Source organism: Vogesella facilis, assembly GCF_042648525.1.
Lineage (GTDB): Bacteria > Pseudomonadota > Gammaproteobacteria > Burkholderiales > Chromobacteriaceae > Vogesella > Vogesella facilis.
Genome location: NZ_JBHRXN010000001.1, coordinates 163717 through 189919, shown reverse-complemented (window position 1 = coordinate 189919; position 26203 = coordinate 163717). Strand labels below are relative to the sequence as shown.

At 65.5% G+C, this 26203-nt stretch carries 26 protein-coding genes; 19 read left to right on the top strand and 7 right to left on the bottom strand.

The features are described 5' to 3' along the window. Window positions 1-58: 58 nt before the first annotated feature. Entirely contained in the window at window positions 59-1252 is a 1194-nt protein-coding gene (locus ACFOLG_RS00950; protein WP_386087468.1) for a THUMP domain-containing class I SAM-dependent RNA methyltransferase, read from the bottom strand. Between ACFOLG_RS00950 and ACFOLG_RS00945 the strand changes: the two genes are divergently transcribed. The 14 genes from ACFOLG_RS00945 (at window position 1151) to ACFOLG_RS00880 (ending at window position 15917) form a co-directional block, all read left to right on the top strand. Further along, window positions 1151-3355: a hypothetical protein gene (locus ACFOLG_RS00945; RefSeq protein ID WP_386087466.1), complete on the top strand. Its 2205-nt coding sequence runs from the start codon at window positions 1151-1153 to the stop codon at window positions 3353-3355. The genes ACFOLG_RS00950 and ACFOLG_RS00945 overlap by 102 nt on opposite strands. A 104-nt stretch (window positions 3356-3459) precedes the next feature. Further along, window positions 3460-4518 (top strand): A/G-specific adenine glycosylase, encoded by a 1059-nt coding sequence (mutY, locus tag ACFOLG_RS00940; protein WP_386087464.1) that lies wholly within the window; start codon window positions 3460-3462, stop codon window positions 4516-4518. Between the two features lie 37 nt (window positions 4519-4555). Beyond that, window positions 4556-6766, top strand: a complete 2211-nt coding sequence (locus ACFOLG_RS00935; RefSeq protein ID WP_386087462.1) for a RelA/SpoT family protein — start codon at window positions 4556-4558, stop codon at window positions 6764-6766. Window positions 6767-6971: 205 nt separating this feature from the next. Beyond that, window positions 6972-7739, top strand: a complete 768-nt coding sequence (gene deoC / locus ACFOLG_RS00930; RefSeq protein WP_386087460.1) for a deoxyribose-phosphate aldolase — start codon at window positions 6972-6974, stop codon at window positions 7737-7739. Window positions 7740-7877: 138 nt separating this feature from the next. After that, window positions 7878-9098, top strand: a complete 1221-nt coding sequence (locus ACFOLG_RS00925; RefSeq protein ID WP_386087459.1) for a phosphopentomutase — start codon at window positions 7878-7880, stop codon at window positions 9096-9098. Window positions 9099-9258: 160 nt separating this feature from the next. After that, entirely contained in the window at window positions 9259-9972 is a 714-nt protein-coding gene (gene deoD / locus ACFOLG_RS00920; protein WP_386087457.1) for a purine-nucleoside phosphorylase, read from the top strand. 350 nt (window positions 9973-10322) lie between these two features. After that, window positions 10323-10751: a 50S ribosomal protein L13 gene (gene rplM / locus ACFOLG_RS00915; protein ID WP_386087455.1), complete on the top strand. Its 429-nt coding sequence runs from the start codon at window positions 10323-10325 to the stop codon at window positions 10749-10751. An 18-nt stretch (window positions 10752-10769) separates the two neighbouring features. Beyond that, window positions 10770-11162: a 30S ribosomal protein S9 gene (gene rpsI, locus ACFOLG_RS00910; RefSeq protein ID WP_386087453.1), complete on the top strand. Its 393-nt coding sequence runs from the start codon at window positions 10770-10772 to the stop codon at window positions 11160-11162. Between the two features lie 122 nt (window positions 11163-11284). Further along, window positions 11285-12328 carry an N-acetyl-gamma-glutamyl-phosphate reductase gene (argC, locus tag ACFOLG_RS00905; protein WP_386087451.1) on the top strand — a complete coding sequence of 348 codons (1044 nt, stop codon included), beginning with the start codon at window positions 11285-11287 and terminating at the stop codon, window positions 12326-12328. 93 nt (window positions 12329-12421) lie between these two features. Next, window positions 12422-12772, top strand: a complete 351-nt coding sequence (gene erpA / locus ACFOLG_RS00900) for an iron-sulfur cluster insertion protein ErpA (protein ID WP_349588435.1) — start codon at window positions 12422-12424, stop codon at window positions 12770-12772. 63 nt (window positions 12773-12835) lie between these two features. After that, on the top strand, window positions 12836-13699 hold the full coding sequence (locus ACFOLG_RS00895; RefSeq protein ID WP_386087449.1) for a CheR family methyltransferase: 864 nt from the start codon (window positions 12836-12838) through the stop codon (window positions 13697-13699). A gap of 88 nt (window positions 13700-13787) precedes the next feature. Continuing rightward, window positions 13788-15044, top strand: a complete 1257-nt coding sequence (locus ACFOLG_RS00890) for a D-amino acid dehydrogenase (RefSeq protein ID WP_386087447.1) — start codon at window positions 13788-13790, stop codon at window positions 15042-15044. An 89-nt stretch (window positions 15045-15133) separates the two neighbouring features. After that, on the top strand, window positions 15134-15511 hold the full coding sequence (locus ACFOLG_RS00885; RefSeq protein WP_386087445.1) for a group II truncated hemoglobin: 378 nt from the start codon (window positions 15134-15136) through the stop codon (window positions 15509-15511). A 97-nt stretch (window positions 15512-15608) separates the two neighbouring features. Then, on the top strand, window positions 15609-15917 hold the full coding sequence (locus tag ACFOLG_RS00880) for a hypothetical protein (protein WP_386087444.1): 309 nt from the start codon (window positions 15609-15611) through the stop codon (window positions 15915-15917). Between the two features lie 77 nt (window positions 15918-15994). On the opposite strand, the gene folB is transcribed toward ACFOLG_RS00880, so the two are convergent. Beyond that, entirely contained in the window at window positions 15995-16354 is a 360-nt protein-coding gene (folB, locus tag ACFOLG_RS00875) for a dihydroneopterin aldolase (RefSeq protein WP_386087442.1), read from the bottom strand. A 68-nt stretch (window positions 16355-16422) separates the two neighbouring features. Here folB and plsY point away from each other — a divergent pair, with 68 nt between their 5' ends. After that, window positions 16423-17055: a glycerol-3-phosphate 1-O-acyltransferase PlsY gene (plsY, locus tag ACFOLG_RS00870; protein ID WP_386087440.1), complete on the top strand. Its 633-nt coding sequence runs from the start codon at window positions 16423-16425 to the stop codon at window positions 17053-17055. Between the two features lie 65 nt (window positions 17056-17120). Next, window positions 17121-17621, top strand: a complete 501-nt coding sequence (gene def / locus ACFOLG_RS00865) for a peptide deformylase (protein ID WP_386087438.1) — start codon at window positions 17121-17123, stop codon at window positions 17619-17621. Window positions 17622-17675: 54 nt separating this feature from the next. On the opposite strand, the gene ACFOLG_RS00860 is transcribed toward def, so the two are convergent. Continuing rightward, window positions 17676-18635, bottom strand: a complete 960-nt coding sequence (locus ACFOLG_RS00860) for a histone deacetylase family protein (RefSeq protein ID WP_386087436.1) — start codon at window positions 18633-18635, stop codon at window positions 17676-17678. Window positions 18636-18772: 137 nt separating this feature from the next. Here ACFOLG_RS00860 and ACFOLG_RS00855 point away from each other — a divergent pair, with 137 nt between their 5' ends. Genes ACFOLG_RS00855 through ACFOLG_RS00845 form a run of 3 tightly spaced genes read left to right on the top strand, consistent with a single transcriptional unit; the run spans window position 18773 to window position 22542 of the window. Beyond that, on the top strand, window positions 18773-19681 hold the full coding sequence (locus ACFOLG_RS00855) for an AAA family ATPase (RefSeq protein ID WP_386087435.1): 909 nt from the start codon (window positions 18773-18775) through the stop codon (window positions 19679-19681). After that, window positions 19665-20609: a DUF58 domain-containing protein gene (locus ACFOLG_RS00850; protein ID WP_386087433.1), complete on the top strand. Its 945-nt coding sequence runs from the start codon at window positions 19665-19667 to the stop codon at window positions 20607-20609. The genes ACFOLG_RS00855 and ACFOLG_RS00850 overlap by 17 nt, the downstream gene beginning before the upstream one ends. Then, entirely contained in the window at window positions 20599-22542 is a 1944-nt protein-coding gene (locus ACFOLG_RS00845; RefSeq protein ID WP_386087431.1) for a transglutaminase TgpA family protein, read from the top strand. The genes ACFOLG_RS00850 and ACFOLG_RS00845 overlap by 11 nt, the downstream gene beginning before the upstream one ends. Before the next feature lie 58 nt (window positions 22543-22600). On the opposite strand, the gene rpoS is transcribed toward ACFOLG_RS00845, so the two are convergent. The 4 genes from rpoS to surE all read right to left on the bottom strand — a co-directional run bounded on the left by rpoS (window position 22601) and on the right by surE (window position 26169). After that, window positions 22601-23548 (bottom strand): RNA polymerase sigma factor RpoS, encoded by a 948-nt coding sequence (gene rpoS / locus ACFOLG_RS00840; protein ID WP_386087429.1) that lies wholly within the window; start codon window positions 23546-23548, stop codon window positions 22601-22603. 45 nt (window positions 23549-23593) lie between these two features. Then, window positions 23594-24682: a peptidoglycan DD-metalloendopeptidase family protein gene (locus ACFOLG_RS00835; RefSeq protein ID WP_386087427.1), complete on the bottom strand. Its 1089-nt coding sequence runs from the start codon at window positions 24680-24682 to the stop codon at window positions 23594-23596. An 87-nt stretch (window positions 24683-24769) separates the two neighbouring features. Continuing rightward, on the bottom strand, window positions 24770-25444 hold the full coding sequence (locus ACFOLG_RS00830) for a protein-L-isoaspartate(D-aspartate) O-methyltransferase (protein WP_386087425.1): 675 nt from the start codon (window positions 25442-25444) through the stop codon (window positions 24770-24772). Further along, entirely contained in the window at window positions 25429-26169 is a 741-nt protein-coding gene (surE, locus tag ACFOLG_RS00825) for a 5'/3'-nucleotidase SurE (RefSeq protein WP_386087423.1), read from the bottom strand. Before surE ends, ACFOLG_RS00830 begins: the two co-directional genes overlap by 16 nt. Window positions 26170-26203: the final 34 nt, after the last annotated feature.

Below are 26203 nucleotides of genomic sequence, written 5' to 3'. Positions count from 1 at the left end.
CAGAATGCGAAAAAGGGCGCTGTGACACGCCCTTTTGCAACATAGCCTACCTGCGGGTTTATTGGCTATCGTCGGCGGCTTTTTCCTTGCGGTTGGAGCCGGCCACCAGCTCGAAGCCGTACACGTGGCAGGCCAGCGGGCCGTTGAACAGCTGCGGACGGCTGCTGGCGGACAGGCGCATCAGCGACGGCAGGCGGGTGTCCGCCGTCATGAAATGCGCGTGCCAGCCGGCGAAGTTGCGTTTCAGCCAGGTGGCCAGCTGCGGATACAGCTCGGCCAGGCTGTCCTGCTCGTCCAGGCGCACGCCGTACGGCGGATTGCACACCATCAGGCCGCTGGCGGCCGGGGCGCTCACGCTGGTGGCGTCGCTGCAGCTCAGCGTTACCAGCTGTTCGATGCCGGCGCGCGCCAGGTTGCGGCGGGCGATCTCCACCAGCTGCGGGTCGCGGTCGTTGCCGTACAGCGGCAATGCGGCCAACTTGCGCTGCGCCAGTTCGGCATCGTTGCGGATGCTGTGCCACAGCAGATCGTTATGGCCGAGCAGCTGCTCGAAGCCGAAACGGCGGTCGCGGCCCGGGGCGCGGTTCATGGCGATGTCGGCGGCCTCCACCAGGAAGGTGCCGCTGCCGCACATCGGGTCCAGCAGCGGCTGGCTGCCGGTGTAGCCGGCCAGCAGCAGAATGCCGGCGGCCAGGTTCTCGCGCAGCGGCGCTTCGCCGGTCTCTTCGCGCCAGCCGCGCTTGAACAGCGCCTCGCCGCTGGTGTCGAGGTAGAGCTGCACGTCGAAGCCGGAAATGAACACGCGGATGCGCATGTCCGGGTGGCGGGTGTCCACACTGGGGCGCTCGCCGCAGGCTTCACGGAAACGGTCGCAGATGGCGTCCTTCACCAGCAGCGACACGTAGTCCATGCTGCGCAGGCGCGAGTGGCCATCGGTGTTCACCTTGATGGTGCAGCCCACGGCGAACAGTGCCGGCCAGTCGATGCCGTGCGCCAGGGTGTAGATGTCGCGCTCTTGCTGGAAGCTGCCCTGCGCCAGCTGCATCAGCACGCGGCTGGCCACGCGCGAATGCAGGTTGACGCGCATCATCACCTCGCGGTTGCCGATGAAGGCGATGCCGCCGTCGGTGAGCTGCAGCTCGCTGCCGCCTTGCAGCGTGATCTCGTCGGCCAGGATCTGTTCCAGGCCGCGCGGGCAGCTGGCAAACAGCGCCAGCTCGTTTTCCTGCAGCGCGCGGAACTGGGTCTTCACGAACGGCGTGCGGCCAACCTTGCCGCCGCGTTCGCCGCCTTCCTGCGGGCCCTTGTCGAACAGGGTGCGCGGCTGCTCGCCACGCGGCTGGAAACCGCCGTCGCGCCGCTCACCGCCGAAGCGCGGCTTATCGAAGCTGCGCTCGCCACGCGGCTGGAACCCGCCTTCGCGCCGCTCGCCGCCGAAGCGCGGTTTGTCGAAGCCGCGCTCGCCGCGCGGCTGGAATTCGCCTTCACGACGCTCGCCACCGAAGCGTGGTTTGTCCCCAGCGCCGTGGCGCGGTTGATCAAAGTTACGCTCGCCACGCGGCTGGAACCCGCCTTCGCGACGCTCGCCGCCGAAGCGCGGCTTGTCGAAGCTGCGCTCGCCACGCGGCTGGAACCCGCCTTCACGGCGCTCGCCACCGAAGCGTGGTTTGTCCCCAGCGCCGTGGAGCGGTTGATCAAAGCTGCGCTCGCCACGCGGCTGGAACTCGCCTTCACGACGCTCGCCGCCGAAGCGTGGTTTGTCCCCAGCGCCGTGGCGCGGCTGATCAAAGTTGCGCTCGCTGCGCGGCTGGAACTCACCTTCACGGCGCTCGCCGCCACTGGCGGCCTGCGCGTTGCTGCCTGCGGTGCCTGGCTGCTCGTCGTTAACGCGCTTCAGGAAGCTGGTGTTGGTTGCGCTGCGTGCTGCCGCGGCGCCCGGCGCCGGCGGGTTGGCCGCCGCCGCATCTTCGCGCACCGGCGGGGCGACATAATCCGGGTGGGTCTTGCCGCCGCGGCCGGCGACGCGGTCGCGGGTGTAGCGCCGTTCCGGTGCTGCTTCGCCGGCGGCCGGCGTCGCCGGAGTAACCGTTTTGCCGCCAAACAGCGTGCGCGGTTTCTCGATGGCGTGATCGCCGCGTGGCTGGAATTCGTGGCGCTGGTGCGGGCTGCTGCCATCGCGCTTCATGCCGTCGTTGTGGCGGAAGCCGCCCTCGCGGTGTTCATTGCTGTAGCGCGGCTTGTCGTCGGCGCCATGGCGTGCGCGATCAAAATCACGCCCGCCGCGCGGCTGGAGCTCGCCCTCACGCTTGAAGCCGCCTTCGCGGTGCTCGTTGCTGTAGCGCGGTTTATCGTCGCCACCGAAACGCGGTTTGTCCCCGGCGCCGTGGCGCGGTTGATCGAAGTTGCGCTCGCCGCGCGGCTGGAATTCGCCTTCGCGTTTGAAGCCAGCTTCGCGGGGCTTGTCGCCGCCGAAGCGCGGCTTATCCCCGGCGCCGTGGCGCGGTTGATCGAAGTTGCGCTCGCCGCGTGGCTGGAATTCGCCCTCGCGTTTGAAGCCGCCTTCACGGTGCTGGTTATCGCCGCCGAAACGCGGCTTGTCGAACTGACGTTCGCTGCGCGGCTGGAATTCGCCTTCGCGTTTGAAGCCGCCTTCGCGATGCTGCTGCTCGCCGCCGAAACGCGGCTTGTCGAACTGGCGGTCGCCACGCGGCTGGAATTCGCCTTCGCGTTTGAAGCCACCTTCGCGGGGCTTGTCGCCACCAAAGCGTGGCTTGTCGAACTGACGTTCGCTGCGCGGCTGGAATTCGCCTTCGCGTTTGAAGCCGCCGTCGCGGTGCTGCTTGTCGCCGCCGAAACGCGGCTTGTCGAACTGGCGCTCACCACGCGGCTGGAATTCGCCTTCGCGCTTGAAACCGCCTTCACGGTGTTGGTTGTCGCCGCCGAAGCGCGGCTTGTCGAACTGACGCTCGCCATGCGGCTGGAACTCGCCTTCGCGCTTGAAACCGCCTTCACGACGCTGGTCGTCACCGAAGCGCGGCTTGTCGAACTGACGGTCGCCACGCGGCTGGAATTCGCCTTCGCGCTTGAAACCGCCTTCACGGCGCTGGTTATCGCCGCCGAAGCGCGGCTTGTCGAACTGGCGGTCGCCACGTGGCTGGAACTCGCCTTCGCGCTTGAAGCCACCTTCGCGATGCTGCTTGTCGCCACCGAAGCGCGGCTTGGCCGGAGCCTGGCCGCCGGCGGGCGGCTGCTGCCCGCTGGCGGGCGTGTTGCGCTCGGCGGGCGTGGTGGGCTGGCGGCGCACTGCTGCGCGCTGGCGGGAGCGGAAGGTGGACATAAAGCGGTAATCCTTTGAAAACAATCCATCATTCTAGCCTATTCGCCCGTCTCCCGCTTGGTTGCCGCCTGCCTTTGGTTTACCATGGCCGGTTCGATTTCAACAGGCGGTGGTGCTTGGCAGTGGAACAGCAATTCGCGCCCCGGCTGGTGGCCTGGCAAAAAACGCACGGGCGGCATGGCCTGCCGTGGCAGGTGTGCGACCCGTACCGGGTGTGGCTGTCGGAAATCATGCTGCAGCAGACGCAGGTCAGTACCGTGCTGGGTTACTACCCGCGCTTCCTGCAACGTTTTCCCGACCTGGCAACGTTGGCCGCGGCGCCGGTGGACGATGTGCTGGCGTACTGGAGCGGCCTCGGCTACTACAGCCGCGCCCGCAATCTGCACAAGGCGGCGCAGCAGGTGATGCGCGACTTCGGCGGTGTGTTTCCGTCCGAACGCAGCGCCATCGAGACGCTGCCGGGCATCGGCCGCTCCACCGCGGCGGCGATTGCCGCCTTCTGCTTCGGCCGGCGCGAGACCATTCTCGACGGCAACGTCAAACGGGTGCTGGCGCGCTGCTTCGGCGTGGAGGGCTTCCCCGGTGATAAGCAGGTGGAGGCGCAGATGTGGCAGCTGGCCGCCCGCCTGCTGCCGGCCGACAACGCCGATATGGTGGCCTACACCCAGGGCCTGATGGACCTGGGCGCCACGGTCTGTACCCGCAGCAAGCCGGCCTGCACCATCTGCCCGATGGTGGATGGCTGCGTGGCGGCGCGCGACGGCCGCACCGCCGAGTTGCCGGTGAAAAAGCCGAAGAAGGCGGTGCCGCAGCGCGAAACGGTGATGCTGCTGGCGCTGCGCGCTGGCGAGGTGCTGCTGGAGCGCCGCCCGCCCACCGGTATCTGGGGCGGCTTGCTGTCGCTGCCGCAGTTCGACTCCACGCTGGCGGTGGCGGACTGGCTGGCGGCCAGCGGCGAAGGCGACCTGCTGCCGGCCTGGCCGCCGCTGGTGCATGTTTTTACCCATTTTAAATTGACCATCACGCCCCAATGTGTGGACCTGGCCCGGTTGTCCGGCGGCGTCTGTGCTGACAACGGCTGGCAGTGGCTGCCGCTGCGCGAGGCACTGGATGCCGGCGTGCCGGCCCCGGTGCGCCGCCTGTTGCAGCAGGCGCTGTCAGGTGCCGTTCCGGCGGAATGAGTTAGCAGCGGCGTTGGCCGCAAGGTTGGATTGATACATGGTTTCCGTAGTCCGTTCCGTGGCCGATACCCTGGCCGACGCCGCCGATCCGGCCAACTGGCTGGCGCAGCTGGGCGCCTCGCTCAGCGCCGACGAGCGCATCCTGCTGACCCGCGCCTTCGACGCCGCACGCGAGCTGTATGCCGGCAAGACCCTGCCGCACACCGGCGAGGACGTGTTCAGCCACGCGGTAGGTGCCGCCGCCATCGTCGCCGATCTCAACCTGCTGCCGGACGCCATCGCCGCCACCCTGCTGTTCGCGGTGCCGGAATACCGCAGCGACTGGCAGGAGTGGCTGCCCAAGGCGTTCAACCGCACCGTGCTGACGCTGGTGGAAGGCGGCAACCGCGTGCAGCGCCTCACCGAGCTGGCGCGCATCGACCGGCTGGCCACCCCGGACGACCGCGCCAAGCAGGCGGAAACCATGCGCAAGATGCTGCTGGCGATGGTGGCCGACATCCGCGTGGTGCTGATCGAGCTGGCCTGGCGCACGCAGACCATGCACTACCTGGCGCAGGTGCCGGACGAACGCGTGCGGCGACAGATCGCGCAGGAGACGCTGGACCTGTTCGCGCCGCTGGCCAACCGCCTGGGGGTGTGGCAGATCAAGTGGGAGCTGGAAGACCTGGGCTTTCGCCACATCGAGCCGGACAATTACAAGAAGATCGCCAAGCTGCTGGACGAGCGCCGGCTGGAGCGCATCGACTACATCGAGCGGGTGCTGGACACCTTGCGCGGCGAGCTGAAAAAGGCCGGCATCAAGGGCGAGGTGGCCGGCCGGCCCAAGCACATCTATTCCATCTGGAAGAAGATGAAGAAAAAGAAGCTCGACTTCTCCGAGCTGTACGACATCCGTGCGGTGCGCATCCTGGTGGAGCGGCTGCCGGACTGCTACACCGTGCTGGGCCTGATCCACAGCATGTGGCAGCCGATTCCCGGCGAGTTCGACGACTACATCAGCAACCCCAAGGCCAACGACTACCGCAGCCTGCACACCGCGGTGATCGGCCCGGAGGATCGCGGCGTGGAGGTGCAGATCCGCACCTTCGAGATGCACGAGCATGCCGAATTCGGCGTGGCGGCGCACTGGCGCTACAAGGAAGGCGGGCAGGGCGATGCGCAGTACGAGGAGAAAATCTCCTGGCTGCGCCAGCTGCTGGACTGGCGCGAGGAGATGTCCGGCTCCGACAAGGAAGACCTGGCCGACGCCTTCAAGACCGAGCTGTTCTCCGACACCATCTACGTGCTGACGCCGCAGGGCAGGGTGCTGGCGCTGCCACACGGCGCCACGCCCATCGACTTTGCCTACGCGCTGCACACCGACGTCGGCCACCGCTGCCGTGGCGCCAAGGTGGAGGGCCACATCGTGCCGCTGTCCACCCCGCTGCAGAACGGCCAGCGGGTGGAGATCCTCACCGCCAAGGACGGCGGCCCGTCGGTGAACTGGCTGCACGAAGGCTGGGTGAAGAGCCCGCGCGCCATCGCCAAGATCCGCCAGTTCATCCGCCAGCAGAACGCCGACGCGGTGCGCGAAAGCGGGCGGCAGATCTTCGAGCGCGAGCTGGCGCGCCATCCGCAGGTGCAGCCCAACCTGTCGGCGCTGGCCGAGAAACTGGGCTATGACCGGCTGGACGAGCTGCACGCCGCCATCGGCCACGGCGAAGTGGGGCTGCGTGCGCTGGCCAACGGCATCGAGAGCTTTGCGCCGCCGCCGGTGGCGGAGCTGACCGCCGACGACATCATCCGCCGCAGCAAGGGCGGCCACGATGCCGGCGGCGTGCTGATCGAGGGCGTGGGCAACCTGATGACCATCCTCGCCCGTTGCTGCAAGCCGGCGCCGCCGGATGGCGTGGTGGGCTTCGTTACCCGTGGCCGCGGCATCTCCATCCACCGCAGCAACTGCATCACCCTCAAGCGCTTGTCGGCGGATGCGCCGGAGCGGCTGATCGCCGCCGACTGGGGCGAGCAGAAGAGCAGCGTGTTCCCCATCGACCTGGAGGTGCATGCCGCCGACCGGCCGGGGCTGCTGCGCGATATTTCCGACGTGTTCTCGCGCGAGAAGCTCAACGTCATCGGCGTCAACACCCTGTCGCGCAACCAGAAGGCCAAGCTGCGCTTCACGGTGGAGGTGCGCCACGTGCGCGACATCAGCCGGGTGCTGGCGCACGTGATGGAAGTGCGCGGCGTGCAGGAAGCGCGCCGGGTGTAAGCGGCTTGGCCGCTTGCGGCCAGGCTTGGCGTGTGTTGGCACCGTCCTTTCCTTTGGTGAAAGGACTTTGCTTTATCGGGCGGCAGCCGATTCAATCGCCGGGCTGGATCGGTTCGGTGTTGCCGGCGCCGGTTCCGCCAGCGCGAAGCACTTGCTCACGCGGTTGAAACGTTGGCCGCATGCGGCCAACCTTGGGGAGACAGACATGCAGGACGCGGTAAACACGGCGCGGCTGGCGCTGTCGCTGATGGACCTCACCACGCTGAACGACGACGATAGCCGCGACACGGTGCGCGCGCTGTGCGCCCGGGCCGGCAGCGACGCCGGCACCGTGGCGGCGGTGTGCGTCTACCCGCGCTTCGTGGCGGAGGCGCGCCAGGCGCTGGCCGCCGCCGGCCTGCCGCAGGTGCGGGTGGCCACGGTGGTGAATTTTCCGCATGGCGATGACGATGTCGCCGGCGCGGTGGCGGCAACCCGCGCCACCATCGCCTGCGGCGCCGACGAAGTGGACATGGTGTTCCCCTGGCGCGCGCTGCTGGCCGGCAATGCCGCGGTGGGCGCCGAGCTGGTGTCCGCCTGCAAGGCCGCCTGCGATGGGCGGCTGCTGAAAGTGATCATCGAAAGCGGCGAACTGGCGAGCCCGGCGGCCATCCGCCAGGCCAGCGACATCGCGCTGGCGGCCGGCGCCGATTTTCTCAAGACCTCCACCGGCAAGGTGGCGGTGAACGCCACGCCGCAGGCGGCGCGCATCATGCTGCAGGCGATACGCGACAGCGGCCGCGACGCCGGCTTCAAGGCGGCGGGCGGCGTGCGCACGCTGGCCGATGCCGCCGTCTACCTGCAGCTGGCGCGCGACATCATGGGCGCGGACTGGCTGACGCCGGCGCACTTCCGCTTCGGCGCCTCCGGCCTGCTGGACAACCTGCAGGCGGTGATCGCCGGCCAGGCGGCGGCACCCGGCTGCGGCTACTGAACCAGCATCCGCCGGTAACACAGGCCGCTCCCTGCCGGGGCGGCCATTTTTATTGCTACCCGCTGGCTATGCTGAAGCACAGCGGCGCGGCATCATCAGCGCAGGCCCGCCACGGCGGGCGCGACGAGGAGACTGGACATGAACAAGCGACGCGTCATCCTGCTGGTGCTGGATTCGCTGGGCATCGGCGCCAGTGCCGACGCCGAACGTTTCGGCGATGTCGGCAGCAACACCCTGGGCAGCATCGCCCGTGCCGCCGCCAGCGGTGCGGCCAACGTTGGCCGCAACGGGGCGCTGCGGCTGCCCAATCTGTCGGCGCTGGGGCTGGCGCACGCCTGCGAGCTGTCGTCCGGCTACTTTCCGGCAGGCATGGTGCGCACGGCGCCGATCGCCGCCTACGGCTATGCATGCGAGCTGTCCAGCGGCAAGGACACGCCGTCCGGGCACTGGGAGATCGCCGGCGTGCCGGTGCTGTTCGACTGGGGCTACTTCAGCGAACGGGAAAACAGCTTCCCGCCGGAGCTGCTGGCGGCCATCGTGCGCGAGGCCGGCTTGCCGGGCTGGCTGGGCAACTGCCATGCCAGCGGTACCGAGATCATCGACCGCCTGGGGCTAGAGCACATGGCCAGCGGCAAGCCCATCTTCTATACCTCGGCAGATTCGGTGTTCCAGATCGCCTGCCACGAGCAGAGCTTCGGGCTGGAGCGGCTGTACCAGCTGTGCCACATCACCCGCCGCCTGCTGGAAGCGTACAACATCGGGCGCGTCATCGCGCGACCCTTTGTCGGCGATGCGCCGGGCCGCTTCCAGCGTACCGGCAACCGCAAGGATCTGGCACTGCCGCCGCCGGCGCCCACCGTGCTGCAGCAGCTGGCCGAGGCAGGTGGCGAGGTGGTGTCCATCGGCAAGATCGCCGACATCTATGCCCATGTCGGCATCACGCAGCAGCACAAGGCCACCGGGCTGGACGAGCTGTGGGACAAGACGTTGGCCGCAATGGACGCCACGGCGGGTAACAGCATCATCTTCACCAACTTTGTGGACTTCGATTCCAGTTACGGCCACCGCCGCGACGTGGCCGGCTACGCCCGGGCACTGGAGGCGTTCGATGTGCGGGTGCCGGAGCTGCTGGCCAGGCTGGGCGACGATGATATCGTGATCCTCACTGCCGACCATGGCTGCGACCCGAGCTGGCCCGGTTCCGACCACACCCGCGAGCACATTCCGGTGCTGTGCTACGGCCGGCAGGTACCGGCGGGCAGCATCGGCGAGCGCGCCACCTTCGCCGACATCGGCCAGAGCGTGGCGCACTGGCTGGGGCTGCCGGCGCTGGATTACGGTAGCTCGTTTCTGGCGTAAAGCTTGCTGACAGAAAGACTTTTGCGGCGGGGAAATACACGGACGGATACGGACGTTTCCCCGCGCTAGCACCCGGCGGTGCCTGGCGCACCTATCCCGCGCGGCGCAGGCCGCGGCTGCCGTGTAACGGGCGCCGCCGGGTAATACAGGAGACTGAAACATGGCAACACCGCATATCGGCGCGGAAAAAGGGGATTTCGCCGACATCGTCCTGATGCCGGGCGACCCGCTGCGCGCCAAGTTGATCGCCGAGACCTATCTGCAGGACGCGGTGCAGGTCACCAGCGTGCGCAATGTATTCGGCTACACCGGCAGCTATCGCGGCCGGCGGCTGTCGGTGATGGCGCATGGCATGGGTATTCCGTCGGCCAGCATCTACACCACCGAGCTGATCAAGGACTACGGCGTGAGCACCATCATCCGCATCGGCTCCTGCGGCTCGGTGGACGGCGCGCGCCTGGGGCTGCGCGACGTGGTGATCGCCATGGGCGCTTGCACCGACAGCAAGGTCAACCGCATGCGCTTTCTCGATCACGACTTCGCCGCCATCGCCGACTTCCAGCTGCTGCGCACCGCGGTGGATACCGCGGCGCGGCTGGGCAAGCCGGTACAGGTTGGCAATGTGTTTTCCGCCGACCTGTTCTACGGCGTGCAGCCGCAGCTGCTGGACGTGCTCAAGGGCATGAACGTGAACGCCGTGGAGATGGAAGTGGCAGGTATCTATGGTGTTGCGGCGCAATACGGCGCACGGGCGCTGGGCATACTCACGGTGTCGGATGTGATCCCCACCGGGGAGGCAATGGATGCCGAAGCGCGGCAGACCAGCTTCCGCGACATGATGGAAATCGCGCTGGAAACCGCGCTGGTGCTGTAACGCGCTGCTTTTTCAAACAATTGTTGGTTGTGTGTCGGTTGCGGCCAACAATTTTTGATGCAATGCACAAAAAAATCTTGCCAAACCGCCATGGCGTCACCATAATCAAAACACATCAGGGCGTTGCACGAAGGTGTGCGTTTTGGTGTTGTCTCCTCCATCCTCCTTCAACAGGTGGAACTTGGCGCAATCAGATTGTCTGGTTGCGCTCTTTTTTTGCTTTTCCGCCCTGTTGTTGCGCGTCAGGTTTTTCTTTGCCGGACAAGGCTTTGAACTGCCACTTTGGTTTGACAGCGTAAGCTCTCTGTAATAGAATCCGGAACTTTCAAGAATTACGATGGAAGAGTTCCATGAAGACCTTTTCTGCCAAGCCGCATGAGGTAAAGCGCGAGTGGTTCGTGGTCGACGCCGAAGACAAGGTGTTGGGCCGTCTCGCTGCTGAAATCGCTCGTCGTCTGCGCGGCAAGCATAAGCCGGAGTTCACTCCGCACGTTGATACCGGTGATTACATCGTTGTCGTTAACGCCGACAAACTGCGCGTTACCGGTAACAAGGCACTGGATAAGAAATACTACCGTCACTCCGGTTACCCGGGCGGTATCTACGAACGCAACTTCACCGAACTGCAAAACCAGTTCCCAGAGCGCGTTCTGGAAAAAGCCGTTAAGGGTATGCTGCCGAAAGGTCCGCTGGGCTACGCCATGATCAAGAAGCTCAAGGTCTACGCTGGCACCGAGCACCCGCACGCCGCACAACAGCCGAAAGTGCTGGAAATCTGATTCAGAGGCAACATTTAAATGAACGGTAAATACTACTACGGCACTGGCCGTCGCAAGAGCTCCGTAGCTCGTGTGTTCATGCAAAAGGGCACCGGTCAGATCGTCGTTAACGGCAAGCCGGTTGACCTGTATTTCGCTCGCGAAACCGGTCGCATGGTTATCCGTCAGCCGCTGCAGCTGACCGAGCACCTGGAATCGTTCGACATCATGGTCAACGTTTCCGGTGGCGGTGAAACCGGCCAGTCCGGCGCGATCCGTCTGGGCATCACCCGCGCGCTGATCGACTTCAGCGCCGAGCTGAAGCCGACCCTGTCCACCGCTGGCTTCGTTACTCGCGATGCCCGTGAAGTGGAACGTAAAAAAGTGGGTCTGCGCAAAGCACGTCGTCGCAAGCAATTCTCCAAGCGTTAATCTGCTTGTTGCGATGTTCAAAAAAGCCACCGTTCGCGGTGGCTTTTTTCGTTGTTGCAATGCACTGCTGCACTCCTTACCATGTCGCCTTTGCGACATTTTTTTATATCAAGGAGCCTCGCATGATCAAGGTGGGCATCGTCGGCGGCACGGGTTATACCGGTGTCGAGCTGTTGCGTCTGTTGGCTAACCATCCGGGGGCAGAGGTCGTGGCCGTGACCTCGCGCAAGGAAGCCGGCATGAAGGTGGCGGAGATGTTCCCCAGCCTGCGTGGCCGTGTGGACGTGGCGTTCACCACCCCGGACGAGAGCGACCTCAAACAGTGCGACGTGGTGTTCTTCGCCACCCCGCACGGCGTGGCGATGGCGCAGGCGCGCGAGCTGCTGCAAGCCGGGGTGAAGGTGATCGATCTGGCGGCCGACTTCCGCCTGAAAGACCCGGAGCTGTTCGCCCAGTGGTATGCGATGGAGCACAGCTGCACCGACCTGCTGGCCGAAGCGGTATATGGCCTGCCGGAGGTGAACCGCGAGGCGATCAAGGCGGCGCGCCTGATCGGCATGGCCGGCTGCTATCCGACCTCGGTGCAGCTGGGCCTGCTGCCGCTGCTGGAAGGCGGCAAGCAGTACATCGACAGCCAGACGCTGATCGCCGACTGCAAGTCCGGCGTGTCCGGCGCCGGCCGCAAGGCCGAAGTCGGCACGCTGTTCGCCGAGGCTGGCGACAACTTCAAGGCTTACGGCGTGAAAGGTCACCGCCACTCACCGGAAATCGAGCAGGGGCTGAGCACGATTCACGGCGCACCGGTAAAGCTGACCTTCGTGCCGCACCTGACGCCGATGATCCGCGGCATCCACTCCACCATCTACGCGCGCATCCAGCCGGCAGGTCGCGATGTCGACTACCAGCAGCTGTTCGAGCAGCGCTTTGCCGCTGAGCCGTTCGTGGACGTGTTGCCGGCCGGCAGCTGCCCGGAAACCCGCTCGGTGCGTGGCAGCAACACAGCGCGTATCGCGGTGCATCGCCCGGACAACGGCGATCTGCTGATCATCCTGGTGGTGGAGGACAACCTGGTGAAAGGCGCGTCCGGCCAGGCGGTGCAGGTGATGAACCTGATGTTCGGCCAGCCGGAAAACGCCGGTCTGGACATCGTGCCGCTGCTGCCCTGAGCTTGAAAACTCGCCAACCGGACCAATATCCGACTAAAATACTAGGATGAAAGGCCGCCGGCGCGGCCTGTCCCGTTGTGAAAGGCTTGAGACATGACTGCTGCAACCGAAACCCTGTCCCCGATCATGTTTACCGACGCTGCATGCGACAAGGTGCGCGACCTGGTAGCAGAAGAGGGCAATCCTGACCTGAAACTGCGCGTGTTCGTGACCGGTGGCGGCTGCTCCGGCTTCCAGTACGGTTTTACCTTCGACGAAATCGCCAACGAAGACGATACCGCGATCGATAAGGGCGGCGTGACCTTCCTGGTCGACCCGATGAGCTACCAGTACCTGGTCGGCGCCGAGATCGACTACCAGGACAGCCTGGAAGGTTCGCAGTTCGTGATTCGCAATCCGAACGCACAAACTACCTGCGGTTGCGGTTCGTCGTTCTCGGTATAATTCGCTTTATGCACCACGGAAACCCGGGCTTGCTCCCGGGTTTTTTATTTTGCGGAGAACGGCATGCAGAACAAGATACCGCCCATTGTGTTGCCCAAGTTCGAACTCAAGCGCGAGTTCGACTTTCGCGATCAGGACTTCGAGCGTATCCGCCAGTTGATCCACAAGGAAGCCGGTATCGCGCTGAATCCCACCAAGAAAGACATGGTGTACGGCCGGCTGGTGCGCCGCATCCGCGAGCTGAAGCTGCCGACTTTCGCCGCCTATATCGACTTCCTGCAAAGCCTGGGCGGCAAGCGCGAGTTCGAGCAGTTCGTCAACGCGCTGACCACCAACCTTACGTTCTTCTTCCGCGAAGAGCATCATTTCCACATGCTGTCGACGCATCTGAAAACCCTCGCCGGCAAGGGCGAGGTGGCGATCTGGTGCGCGGCGGCCTCCTCCGGCGAGGAACCGTACTCTATCGCGATGAGCGCGCTGGAGGCCTTTCCGCTGGGCAGCAAGCCGCCGATCCACATCATTGCCACCGACCTGGATACCAGCATGCTGGAGGTTGGCCGCAAGGGGATCTACAGCGAGGACAAGATCGCCAAGCTGCCGGCCGGCTATGCCGGCAAGTACTTCGACAAGCTGGCGGATGGCCACTACCAGGCCAAAAGCGTGCTGCGCGACATGATCCAGTTCTCGCGCCTGAACCTGATCGACAGCAACTGGGGCATGCGCAAGCAGTTCGATGCCATTTTCTGCCGCAATGTGATGATCTACTTCGACCGCGACACCCAGTTCGCGGTGCTGAAGAAGTTTCACCCGCTGATCAAGCCGCATGGCCTGCTGTTTGTCGGCCACTCCGAGAATTTCTACTTCGCGTCGGACTACTTCACGCTCAAGGGCAAAACGGTGTACGAACTGTCCAAACCCAAACAATGATGGCTTGGCATGCTGCGGCTGCAGCATTACCATCGTCCTGTCTGACAATAAACGGCCCCTTGCGGGCCGTTGTCTTTGGGGGATGGCGATGAGGGTGGCAGTTCTGGGGGCGGGCATCGTGGGCATCAGCACCGCCTGGTTCCTGCGGCAGGCCGGGCACGAGGTAGTGGTGATCGACCGCGGCAGCGGGCCGGCGCGCGAAACCAGCTTTGCCAACGGCGGTCAAATCTCGGTCAGCCAGTCCGAGCCGTGGGCGCATCCGGCCACGCCGTGGCAGGTGCTGAAGTGGCTGCCGCGCGACGACGCGCCGCTGCTGTTCCGGCCGCGCGTCGACCTGCAGCAATGGCGCTGGATCGCTGGTTTTCTCGGCCAGTGCCGCAGCAGCCGGCATGCGGCCAACCTTAGGGCCATGGTGGCGCTGGGGCGTTACAGCCAGCAGACCTTTGCCCAGTTGCGCCAGCAGCTGGCGCCCAGTTACGCGCACCGGCAGCAGGGCATCCTGGCGCTGCTGTTCGATCGCCAGGGTGTGCGCCATGCCGAGCAGGCCTGCCGCCTGCTGGCGGCGGAGGGGATACGCCGCGAGCTGATCAGCGTCTCCGAGGCGGTGGCGCGCGAGCCGGCGCTGGCCGGCATTGCGCCGCGCATGTTGGCCGCAAGCTGGTGCGAGAGCGATGAATCCGGCGATGTGCACCGCTTCAGTAGCCAGCTGGCGGAGGCCTGCGTCGCCGCCGGGGTGGAATTTTGCTATCAGACGCGCATCAACGCGCTGGAGCCGGCGGGCGGACGCATTGCCCGCGTGTCGGTTACCGGGCCGGATGGCGCCTACCGCAGTCTGGCGGCGGATGCCTTCGTGCTGGCGCTGGGCAGCCACAGCCCGCTGCTGCTGCAGCCGCTGGGCCTGCGCCTGGCGGTGTATCCGCTGAAAGGCTACTCCGCCACCGTGCCGGTGCGGGACGCCAGCCTGGCGCCGCAGGTCAGCATCACCGATGAGTCGCACAAGCTGGTGTTCTCGCGCCTGGACGACGAGCTGCGTCTCGCCGGTACCGCCGAGTTGTCCGGCTACTCCAGCCATCTCAACCCGGTGCGCTGCGCCGCGCTGCTGCGCCGCGCCCGCGAGCTGTTCGGCGAGGCCTGCGACTGGCAGGCGGCGCGCTTCTGGAGCGGGCTGCGCCCGGCCACGCCGGGCAATGTGCCGCTGATCGGCCGGCTACAGTTCGACAACCTGTGGCTGAACACCGGCCACGGCACGCTGGGCTGGACCGAAGGCCCCGGCTCGGGGCGGGCGCTGGCGGAGCTGATGTCCGGGCGGGAGCCGGCACTGGCGTTTCCGTTTCTGCGCGCTTAAGCGCGGCGCTTTGATCATGGACAGAGTAGGGCGGCGGCAGCGTGTTACCATGCCGCCCTGACGAAAACGGGGATGACACGATGCAGGAAATGACCCCTTACGAATTGCTGGGTGGGGCCGGTGTGGTGCGCTGGTTGACCGACCGCTTCTACGACATCATGGACAGCGATCCGGCGGTGAAACCGCTGCGCGACATGCATCCGGCGGACCTCGCCGGCTCGCGCGAGAAGCTGTACATGTTCCTGTCTGGCTGGCTGGGCGGCCCGCAGCTGTTCATCGAGAAGTTCGGCCATCCACGGCTGCGCATGCGCCATATGCCGTTCGCGGTGGATGGCGAGGCTCGCGATATGTGGATGAAGTGCATGACGCAGGCGGTGGGCGAATTGCTGTGCGAAGACTGGCTGAAAGCCAAGCTGCTGGAGGCTTTTTACAACACCGCCGACTTCATGCGTAACCAGCAGGAATAACTGCGCGTTTAGAGTGTAATCAGCACTTGCATGTAGTGGTAGATGATCCAAGCTGAGATCAGCGACAGTTATTTGTCGATCCTGCGGGACGATCATCATGAAACTCGCATCATGCTGTGGCGCGCTGCTGTTTGCCGTCGCAGTGCCGGCGTTGGCCACCTGCCCACCAAGCGCCTTGCTGTGCGCCACGCCGATCCCGGCCGCGCCGCCCGATGGCGATCCGCTGCATCTGGCCGGGCAGGAGGGCACGCTGTGGCAGGCCGGGGCGTTCCGCCTGGAGCGGGTGGATGCCAGTGACGGCGGGCGTTTCGGTTTGCGGCCCAGCTGGCAGCTGGATAACCATACCCGGTTGTCGTTCAAGCTCGGTAAAAGCAAGGCCGAGCTGCGTTTGAGAGTGAACTGGTAGCGTCGGCGGCTGCTGACGGCTTGCCAAACAGCACGGCCCGCAACATGGCGGGCCGTTTTGTTTGCCGCGGGGCGGCGTTAATGCGGGCGATGACCGCGCTCGATCATCACGCCCACATGTTTCACATCCGGCAGGATGTTGAGCTTGGTGACTGCTACCTTCACCCACGGCGCACCGAATTCCTCGCGTACGATGCGGGCGATGTGATCGGCCAGCGCCTCGATCAGCAGGAAGTGCTGCTCGGCCAGCGAGTTGCGCACGCGTTCCACCACCTCGCCGTAGTGGATGGTGTCGCCAATATCGTCGCTGTGGCACGGCACTTCGCTGGGGATGCCGTATTCGATGTCCAGCAGGACGGTTTGGGGCGCGGTGCGCTCCCAGTCGTACACGCCAATCACCGTTTCGGCGCGCACTTCGCGCAAGTAAATAATGTCCATCGTTGCGGGCTTTGGGTTTGCTGCCCGATACCGTAAAATGCCAAGCCTTGCATTCTAGTGGATAAGACATGACCACAACAGCATTTGCCTTCATTTTGGGCGCCTACCTGCTCGGTTCCCTGTCGTTTGCGGTGATCGTGTCCAAGTTCATGGGCATGGCCGATCCGCGGACCTACGGCTCGAAAAACCCGGGCGCCACCAATGTGCTGCGCAGCGGCAAGAAGTTGGCCGCGGTGCTGACGCTGCTGGGCGATGGCGTCAAGGGCTGGGTGGCGGTGGCGCTGGTGCAGGCCTTCGGCCCGGCTTACGGCCTGACGGAGCAGGGCATGGCGATGGCCGGCCTGGCGGTATTGATCGGCCACATGTGGCCGCTGTTCTTCGGCTTCAAGGGCGGCAAGGGCGTGGCCACCGCCGTGGGCGTGCTGTTCGGCTTCAACGCCTGGCTGGCCCTGGCCGCGGTCGTCACCTGGCTGTTCATGGCCTTCGTGGTGAAGATCTCCTCGCTGTCCGCCATCGTGGCCTGCGTGCTGGTGCCGGTTTATGCCTACTTTATTGTCGGGCCGCAAAGCGTGTACTTCGGCACCTGCATCATCATTGCCATCCTGGTTATTCATCGTCATAAATCGAACCTGATCAATCTGCTGACCGGCAACGAAGACAAGATCGGCAAACCGTCTTCCGGCGACCAGTCGCAGCCCTGAGAACCGCCCCGCGCGCTGCGCGTCCGTTCCGGGCGACGCAGCGTGCTCGGGTGCAGGTTCTCGTCATGAGCATTCGCCCCATCCTTTCCCTGCGTGACGCCTGCCTGCGTCAGCCGGCACAGCCGGTTACCGATTTCTCCGCCGTGCAGCCGCTGATCGACGATCTGCTGGATACTCTCTACGCCACCACCAACGCGGTCGGGCTGGCGGCGCCACAGCTGGGCGAGTCGCTGGCGCTGGCGGTGGTGGATGTCAGCGCACGCCGCGATGCACCACTGCTGCTGATCAACCCGCAGCTGCTGGACAGCAGCGGCTACGACGTCAACCGTGAGGGCTGCCTGTCCGTGCCCGGCGTGCGCGCCAAGGTTGGCCGCGCCAACCGTATCACGCTGCGGGCGCAGGACCGTGTCGGCTGCTGGCAGCAGTACCAGGCCGCCGACTTTCTGGCTGCCGCCATCCAGCACGAGCTGGAGCATCTGGCCGGGCGGGTGTTCATCGACCACCTGCCGCGCTGGCGGCAGTGCTGGCTGTACTGGCGCCACCCGCAATGGCGGCGCCCAGGCTGAAACGACAACGGCACCCTTGTGGGTGCCGTTGTGCCTGGTGGGGGCGCGGCCGGGCTAGCCGTCGGACAGCACCTTCACGTGCGCGGTGACGCTGCGCGCCAGCGCCGACAGGTCGTAGCCGCCTTCCAGCGCCGATACGATGCGGCCCTCGCAGTGCTCGGCGGCCAGCTGTACCAGCTGGCGCGTCACCCATTCGTAATCGGCTTCCACCAGCCCCAGCGAGCCCATGTCGTCCTCGCGGTGGGCGTCGAAGCCGGCGGAGATAAAGATCATCTGCGGCTTGAACTCCTGCAGCCGCGGCAGCCATTGGTATTCCACCGCCTCGCGGAATTCGCGGCCGCTACTGCCGGCTTTCAGCGGCACGTTCAGCATATTGTCGCCCAGCGGCACGTCGCCACAATACGGATAGAACGGGTGCTGGAAGGTGGACACCATCAGCACGCGCGGGTCATCGCGGAAAATTTCCTCGGTGCCGTTGCCGTGGTGCACGTCGAAATCGATCACCGCCACCCGCTCCAGCCGGTATTGCGACAGTGCATGCGCCACGCCGACGGCAATATTGTTGAAGAAGCAGAAGCCCATCGCCTTGGCACTTTCGGCGTGGTGGCCGGGCGGGCGAATGGCGCAGAAGGCGTTGGGCGCCTCGCGGTTCATCACCATGTCTACCGCCTTGACCACCGCGCCGGCGGCGTGCAGCGCGGCCGGCAGCGTGCCGGTGTTCATCGCGGTGTCGGGGTCGACGCGGAAGGTGCCCACCGACGGCGCGCAGGATTCGATGTACTCCACATAGTGCGGCGGGTGCACGCGGGCCAGCTGCTGCTCGCTCACCAGCGGGGCATCGACTTCGTTCAGACTGTCGAAGATCTGCGCGGCCTTGAGCTGGTCGCGGATGGCGATCAGGCGCTCCGGGCACTCCGGGTGGCCAACCCCCATATTGTGTTGCAGACAGCTGGAGTGCGAGATGAAGGCGGTCAGGCCACCGCCGGGAAGATGGGATTTCAACCAGGTCAACACGAGCGTTTCCTTGTTTCCGGCGGCGGGTCTGTCACGGGCTTGCCGATGGACACGGAGTGCGCCGCCGGCTCTATTGCTTTGCCGGGACAATCGGGATATATGATCTTTTAATAGATACTGCGCGTAAGCGGGGGCAAATGCAATCCGTCACTTTTGCGAATCGTCAACTGAATGCGTTGATTCTGGGCAAGCCGCAGGCCACCCGCTTGGCACTGGCCTGCCTGCTGGCCGGCGGCCACTTGCTGATCGAGGACGTCCCTGGCGTTGGCAAGACCACGCTGGCGCACAGCCTGGCGGCGGTGCTGGGGCTGAGCTATCGCCGCGTGCAGTTCACCAGCGACCTGTTGCCGGCCGATGTGCTGGGCAGTAGCGTGTTCCTGCCGTCCGACGGGCGCTTCGAGTTCCGCCCTGGCCCGGTGTTTTCCCAGCTGCTGCTGGCGGACGAAATCAACCGCGCCTCGCCCAAGGTGCAGTCCGCCCTGCTGGAGGCGATGGAGGAGCAGCAGGTATCGGTGGATGGCACCACCCATGCACTGCCGTCGCCGTTCTTCGTGATCGCCACCCAGAACCCGTTCGGGCAGCAGGGCACTTTCCCGTTGCCGGAGTCGCAGCTCGACCGCTTCCTGATGCGCATCTCGCTGGGCTACCCGCCGGCGGATGCCGAGCTCAAGCTGCTGCAGGATGGCGACCGGCGCCAGCTGCTGCCCAAGCTGCAGCCGGCGTTGGCCGCGGGCGAACTGCGCAGTCTGCAGCAGCAGGTGGCGGCGCTGCATGTGTCGCCGGCATTGGCCGGCTACGTGCTGGCCCTGCTGCAGGCCACGCGGCAGAACGAGCAGTTCGTGCATGGGCTCAGCCCGCGCGCCGGCTTGGGGCTGTTGGCCGCGGCCAAGGCCTGGGCACTGCTGGAAGGGCGCGATCACGTGCTGCCGGAGGACATCAAGGCGGTGTTCGTGGCAGTGGTGGCGCACCGGCTGACGCCGCGCCTGCCCGGCAGCAGCAGTGTGCAACTGGCTACGCGCCTGCTGGACCATGTCGCGCTGGCGTAAGGCACTGCAGCAGTGGATAACCCGGCGCGCACCGCGCGCGCCGTCGGTCACCCTCAGCCAGAACCGCATCTACCTGCTGCCGACCCGCTTCGGCCTGCTGCTGTTCGGTGTGGCGGTGCTGGTGTGGATCGGCGCGCTCAATTACGCCGTCAGCCTGGCCTATGTGCTGTCGTTCTGGATCATCGCATTGTTGCTGTTGTCGGTGTTCATGGCTTACCGGCAGCTGGCCGGCCTGGCGCTGCGCGCCGAAGCTGCCGGCGCGGTATTTGCCGGCGAACGCGCCGATTTTGTATTGCATCTGGTCTGGCCACAGGCGGAAGCGGGGCGGCTGCGGCTGGGCTGGCAGGACGGCGGCGAGCGCGAGCGCTGGCAAGACGATGGCCGCGTGCTGCTGGCGTTGGCGGCGCCGCGGCGCGGCCAACTTGCCATGCCGCCGTTGCAGGTGTGGTCGGAGGCGCCGCTGGGCCTGATCCGCGCCTTTGCGCCGCTAAGGTTGGCCGCCAGCGTGTGGGTGTATCCGCAACCGTTGCCGGATGCGCGTGCTGCTATGGCGGCTGGCGGCGAAGACGCGCCGCTGTTGCAGCGCCGCGATGGCGACGAGTTCGCCGGCCTGGCGGCCTGGCAGCCGGCGCAGGGCATGCACCGCATCGCCTGGCGGGTGTACGCGCGCAGCCAGGTGTTGGCCGCACGCGAGTTCGTTTCCCTGCTGCCGCAAGGACAGCAGTGGCAACTGGACTGGAGCGATTATCCGCCGGCGATGGCGGTGGAGGAGCGACTGTCCCGCCTGTGCTGGCGCCTGCTGCAGGCGCAGCAGGCAGGGGCGACGGTGGTGCTGAACCTGCCGCAACAGCAGCTGTTGCTGGCGGACGGCGCCATCACCCCCGGTCTGCTGGCGCTGGCGCAGTTTGGAGTGCGTGATGCCAGCTAGTGCGCTGCGGCTGCCGGCCTTCGCGGTACTGACGGCGCTGGCGCTGACCAGCTTGCCGTTGTTTTTCTACCTGCCAGGTTGGGTGCCGCTGCTGTTTGCCTTGCTGCTGGCCTGGCGTGGCACGCTGGTGTGGCGGCAGCGCGAGTTGCCCTCCCGGCTATGGCTGCTGCTGGGCGTGCTGCTGCCGGTGCTGGCGTTGTGGCTGACGCTACGCACGCTGGTTGGCCGCGAAGGCGGGGTCGCCTTCCTGCTGCTGCTGGTGGCTGGCAAGGCGCTGGAAACCCGCGACCGCCGCGACTGGCGGGTGCTGCTGGCAGCTGGCTTCTTTCTGGCTTCCACGCCGCTGCTGTTCGAGCAGGGGCCGCTGGCTGCCGCCTGGCTGGTGCTGAGCCTGTTTGCGCTGACCTGGGCCATGGTGCTGCTGGCAGGCGAAGATGCCCGGGTCAGCCCGCGTCTGGCGGCGCGCGTGCTGCTGCTGTCCTTCCCGGTGATGCTGGTGCTGTTCGTGGTCATGCCGCGCCTGCCCGGCCCGCTGTGGAGCATGCCTACCGAGGACAAACGCGCTACCACCGGCCTGGCCGACAGCATGAGCCCTGGCAGCGTTGGCCGCATGATTCCTTCCCGCGAGCCGGCGTTCACCGCGCAATTCTTCGGCCGCCAGCCGCTGGCGGCGCAGCTGTACTGGCGGGTGATGGTGTTCGATCAGTTCGACGGGGAGAGCTGGAACGCGGGCTTCCTGCCGTATTCGGTGCCCAGCCGGCTGCCGGCCGAGCGTCCGCTGCTGCGCTATGACGTGGTGGCGGAGCCGTACCGCGGGTTGTTGCCGCAGCTGGAGCAGGCCAGCGAGGTCGGTGACGGGGTGCGGCTGGTGTCGCAACAGCGCCTGCGTCGCAATGATGTCGGCAACAATAGCCGGCTGCGTTACCGGCTCGGCAGCCTGGCCAGCGATTATTACCTGGAGGACATGTCGCCGCGGGTGCAGCAGATATATCTGCGGCTGCCGGCGGGCAACCCGCGGACCTTGTCTGCTGCGCAAGGCTTGGCCGCCGGCTTTCCCGAGCCGCAGGCGCGGCTGGCGGCGCTGCAGCAATGGCTGCAGGCGCAGGGCCTGCGTTACACGCTGAGCCCGCCGCAGCTGCAAGGCGATGTGGTGGATGGTTTCCTGTTTGGGAGTCGGCAGGGCTTTTGCGAGCATTTCGCCTCCGCCTTTACTGTGCTGGCGCGGGCGGCCGGCATTCCGGCGCGGGTGGTGGTGGGGTTTCAGGGCGGGGAGTTCAATCCGGGCGGCGCGTTCTGGCTGGTTCGTTCCTCGGATGCGCATGCCTGGAGCGAGGTCTGGCTGGCTGGGCGCTGGCAGCGGGTGGACCCCACCGCGCTGGTGGCACCGCAGCGCAGTGTCGCCGGTATCGAGCAGGCGCTGCCGGCGGCGGCGCCGGCCATGCCCTTGCTGGGCGGGCGCCCCCCGGACTGGCTGCGCTGGACGACGCAGCAATGGCAGGCGGCCAGCTTTGGCTGGCAGCGCTGGGTGGTGGGCTATGACGCGGAACGGCAGCGCTCGCTGTTTCAGCGCCTGGGGCTGGATGGGGTCTCGGTAAGCGCGGTCTTGCTGTTGCTGGGCGGCGGTATGGCGCTGGTGCTGGTGCCGCTGGCGTGGTGGCTGCTGCGGCGCCAGCGTCGCACGCTGCCGGCAGCGCAATTGGCTTGGCAGCAGCTGCTGCGCCGGTTGCGGCGCGCGGGGATTGCCGCGCGCGACAGCGATACCGCCAGCCAGTTGCTGGAAAAGGCACAGGGGTTGGCCGCAGCGGATTACCAGCAGCTGGACGCGCTGCTGCAGCAGTGGCAGCGCTGGCAGTATGCACCGCAACCGCGCACCGATGCCGCTCAGCAGTGGCGGCGGCAGCTGCGCCAGTTTCGGCCGCGGCGCACGGGTTGAAAACAACATCGCCGCTAGCAGGCTAGCGGCGATGGGATGAGGCCTGCGGCGGGTGGGGCTAGATGAGGAAATCCTTGGTGACACCACGGCGACGCAGGATGCGCCGCAGGTGTTCCAGCCCTTCGATCTGGATCTGGCGTACCCGCTCGCGGGTCAGGCTCAGTGCGCTGGCCAGCTCCTCCAGCGTGCAGACCTCGTGGCCGTTCAGGCCGTAGCGGCGTTCGATCACCATGCGCTGCTTGTCGGTGAGCTGTGCCAGCCATTCGTGCACGAAGTGCTCGATCTGCGCATTGTGCAGCTGGATGTCCGGCTCTTCGTGCTGCTCGTCCGGGATCGACTCGCCAATGGACAGCATCGGATCGATGTCCAGCGGCGCATCCAGCGAGGCCATGCGTTCGTTCAGGTTCAGTACCTTGCGCACCTCTTCCACCGTCTTGCCGGTCAGGTGCGCGATGTCCTCTATGGTCGGTTCGCGTCCCATCTGGCTTTCCAGGTGGCGCGAGGCGCGCAGGTAGACGTTGAGTTCCTTGATGACATGTACCGGCAGGCGGATGGTGCGCGACTGGTTCATGATCGCGCGCTCGATGCTCTGGCGAATCCACCAGGTGGCATAGGTGGAGAAGCGGAAGCCGCGTTCCGGATCGAACTTCTCCAGCGCGTGCATCAGACCGATATTGCCTTCCTCGATCAGGTCGAGCAGGGCCAGGCCGCGGTTGATGTAGTGTTTGGCGATGTTCACAACCAGGCGCAGGTTGTGCTCGATCATCTTCTGCCGAGCGGTGAAGTCACCCTGCACTACGCGACGAGCCAGTGCGACCTCCTCGCTCGGGGTCAGCAGCGCATTGCTACCGATATCGTTGAGGTAGATCTGGGTAACGTCGGCGATCTCCTCGTATTCCTTGGCAGCAGCGGTCTCCTCGGCCTCTTCGGCTTCGGTGCGCAGCCCGGTTTCCGCTTCGGCCTCTTCGTCCAGTACTTCTTCCAGCAGGTCCAGTTCGTCGCTCATGATATTCCCCCCGCTTGTGTTAGGACTCAAGACGGGGATTAGCCGTCATGAGTGCTGTTCCAGGTACTTGCTTGGGTCTACAGGCTTGCCGAGTTGGCGGATCTCGAAGTGCAGTTTGGTCTGATCCGTGTCGGTATTACCCATCTCGGCGATCTTCTGCCCTTTTTTGACCGTCTGACCTTCCTTCACCAGCAGCTGGCTGTTGTGGGCATAGGCGGACAGGAATGTTTTGTCGTGGCGCAGGATGATGAGCTTGCCGTAGCCACGCAGACCGTTACCGCTGTACACCACCTTGCCATCGGCTGCCGCCACTACGGGTTGCCCCGCCTTGCCGCCGATGTCCAGCCCTTTGTTCTGATCAGAGAAGCCCCTGATCACGCTACCTTGCGTCGGCCAGCCCCAGACCGGGCCGGCTGTCTTGGCCTTGTCGTCGGCACCGTTGTTGGCCGGTGCTGCTGACGGTGCGGAGGCTTCTGCCTTGGCGCTGGCCACTGGCGTCGATGCAGCGACCGGTGCCGGGCTTGCCGCTTTGCCATTGCCTTCGCTTTGGGCCGGGAGACTCTTGCTGGCCTCCTCCGAGTAAGGCAGTTTCAAGGCTTTTGGATAGCGCTTGATTTCTGCCCCGTTTGCCGTTGGCACCGAGCTGGTCGGTGCCTTGGCATCAACCGGCACTTGCCCGTTGGCCGGTTTGGTTTCGACTGGCTTGCCCGCCACCGTGGCAACAGCTGCCGGTGCGGTGGTGGCTCCGGGTGGCGTCAGGCGCAATACCTGGCCTACCTTGATGTTGAAGCCGTCCAAGTTGTTCCACTCGGCCAGATCCTGGTAACGCAGGCCGTTGTTGACGGCGATGCGGTACACGGTTTCACCTGGCTGGACCGTGTGGGTTGTTTTCCCAGTTGCCACCGCTCTGGGTTGCGGGCTGCCACCAATGGCAATCGCTTGCGTTGTCGCCTTGCTGCTGTTGTTGCCTACCGCTGCCGCTTGGCTGCCACCGGTGCCATGCAGCACAGAAGGTTGGCCGCGAACAATCTGGGCCGGCGTATCCTGCTGCAGTTGCGCACATGCGCTCAGCAGCAGGGCGGCTAACAGCGGGCTAAAGCGAGTAATCTGTTGGGTTAGCGAAGAATTTTGCATTGGTTGACAATTTATATGCCAGCATCCCATACAAAGTAAATTGTCTGGCAACGCTGAGTGAAAGGGGTGTTGCGTTTTTGCCTTGCATCACTGCTTGCCGGGCAGCAGGGGAACGAATTTGGCGGCTTCCAGCTTGGTTTTGCGGATGCCCTCGGCTGTTTTCTCATACAGCCACAGGTGCTGCTCCTGCTGATCGCCCACCGGCAGGATCAACCGGCCGCCATCCGCCAGTTGCGCCAGCAACGGTGCCGGTACCTGGCGCGCCGCTGCGGTGATGATGATGCCGTCGAACGGGGCGATATCGGGCAGGCCCAGATGGCCGTCGCCATGCACCAGCCGGGCGTGTACCAGCTTGGCATTGCGCAGGTTCTGTCTGGCTTTGTCCAGAATGCCGGCCAGACGTTCAATCGAGAACACCTGGGCGCCGGTTTTCAGCAGCACCGCAGTCTGGTAGCCGCAGCCGGTGCCGATCTCCAAAATCTTGCCTGGCATGGCCCGGCCTTCCAGCAGCTTTTCGGTCATGCGTGCCACGGTCAGCGGCTGCGAGATGGTTTGCCCCTGGCCGATAGGCAGCGACACGTCATCGTAGGCACGAGTGGCCAGTGCCTGGTCGATGAACAGGTGACGCGGTACCTCGAACATGGCGGCCAGCACGCGTTCATCGGTAATGCCCTGCTGGCGCAGGCGCTCCACCATGCGCATGCGGGTGCGTTCCGACAGCATGCCGTAGTTATTGCCTGCTGCTACTAGGGATTGAGCCATGTTTTGATTGCACCCAGTTGGTCACGGGCTGTCAGGTCGATCATCAGCGGGGTGATGGAAACCTGTTTGCGGCGGATGGCGCTGAAATCGGTGCCATCGCCGGCGTCCTGCTCCGGTCCCACCGGCCCCACCCAGTACACGGTGTCGCCGCGCGGGTTGTGCGCGCGGATGACCGGTTCGGCCATGTGGCGGCGGCCAAGTCGTGTAACTTCATGGCCGCCCAGTGAGTCCAGCGGGAGGTCGGGAACGTTGACATTCAGCAGCATCGGGCTGGCGAACGGCTTGGCAATGAAGCGTTGCACCAGATCGCTGGCGACCTGGGCGGCGGTGTCGAAATGATTGTTCTTGCCGGCGAGGGAGAAGGCAATTGCCGGGATGCCCAGCAGGAAGCCCTCAGTGGCGGCGGCCACGGTACCGGAGTAGAGCGTGTCCTCCCCCATATTGGGGCCGTGGTTGATGCCGGAAACCACCAGATCCGGGCGCTGCTCCAGAAAGCCGGTTACCGCCACGTGCACGCAGTCGGTTGGCGTGCCGTTGACATAGTAGAAACCGTTGGCGGCTTTTTTCACCGACAGCGGGCGATCCAGCGTCAGCGAGTTGCTGGCACCGCTGCGATCTCGTTCGGGAGCGACAACTACCACCTCGGCCAACTTGCTCAGGCTGGCGGCCAGGGCGGCCAGGCCGGGGGCAAAATAGCCATCATCATTGCTGATCAGAATTCTCATGTCGCTCTTCCATCCAGATGGACTGATTGTATCC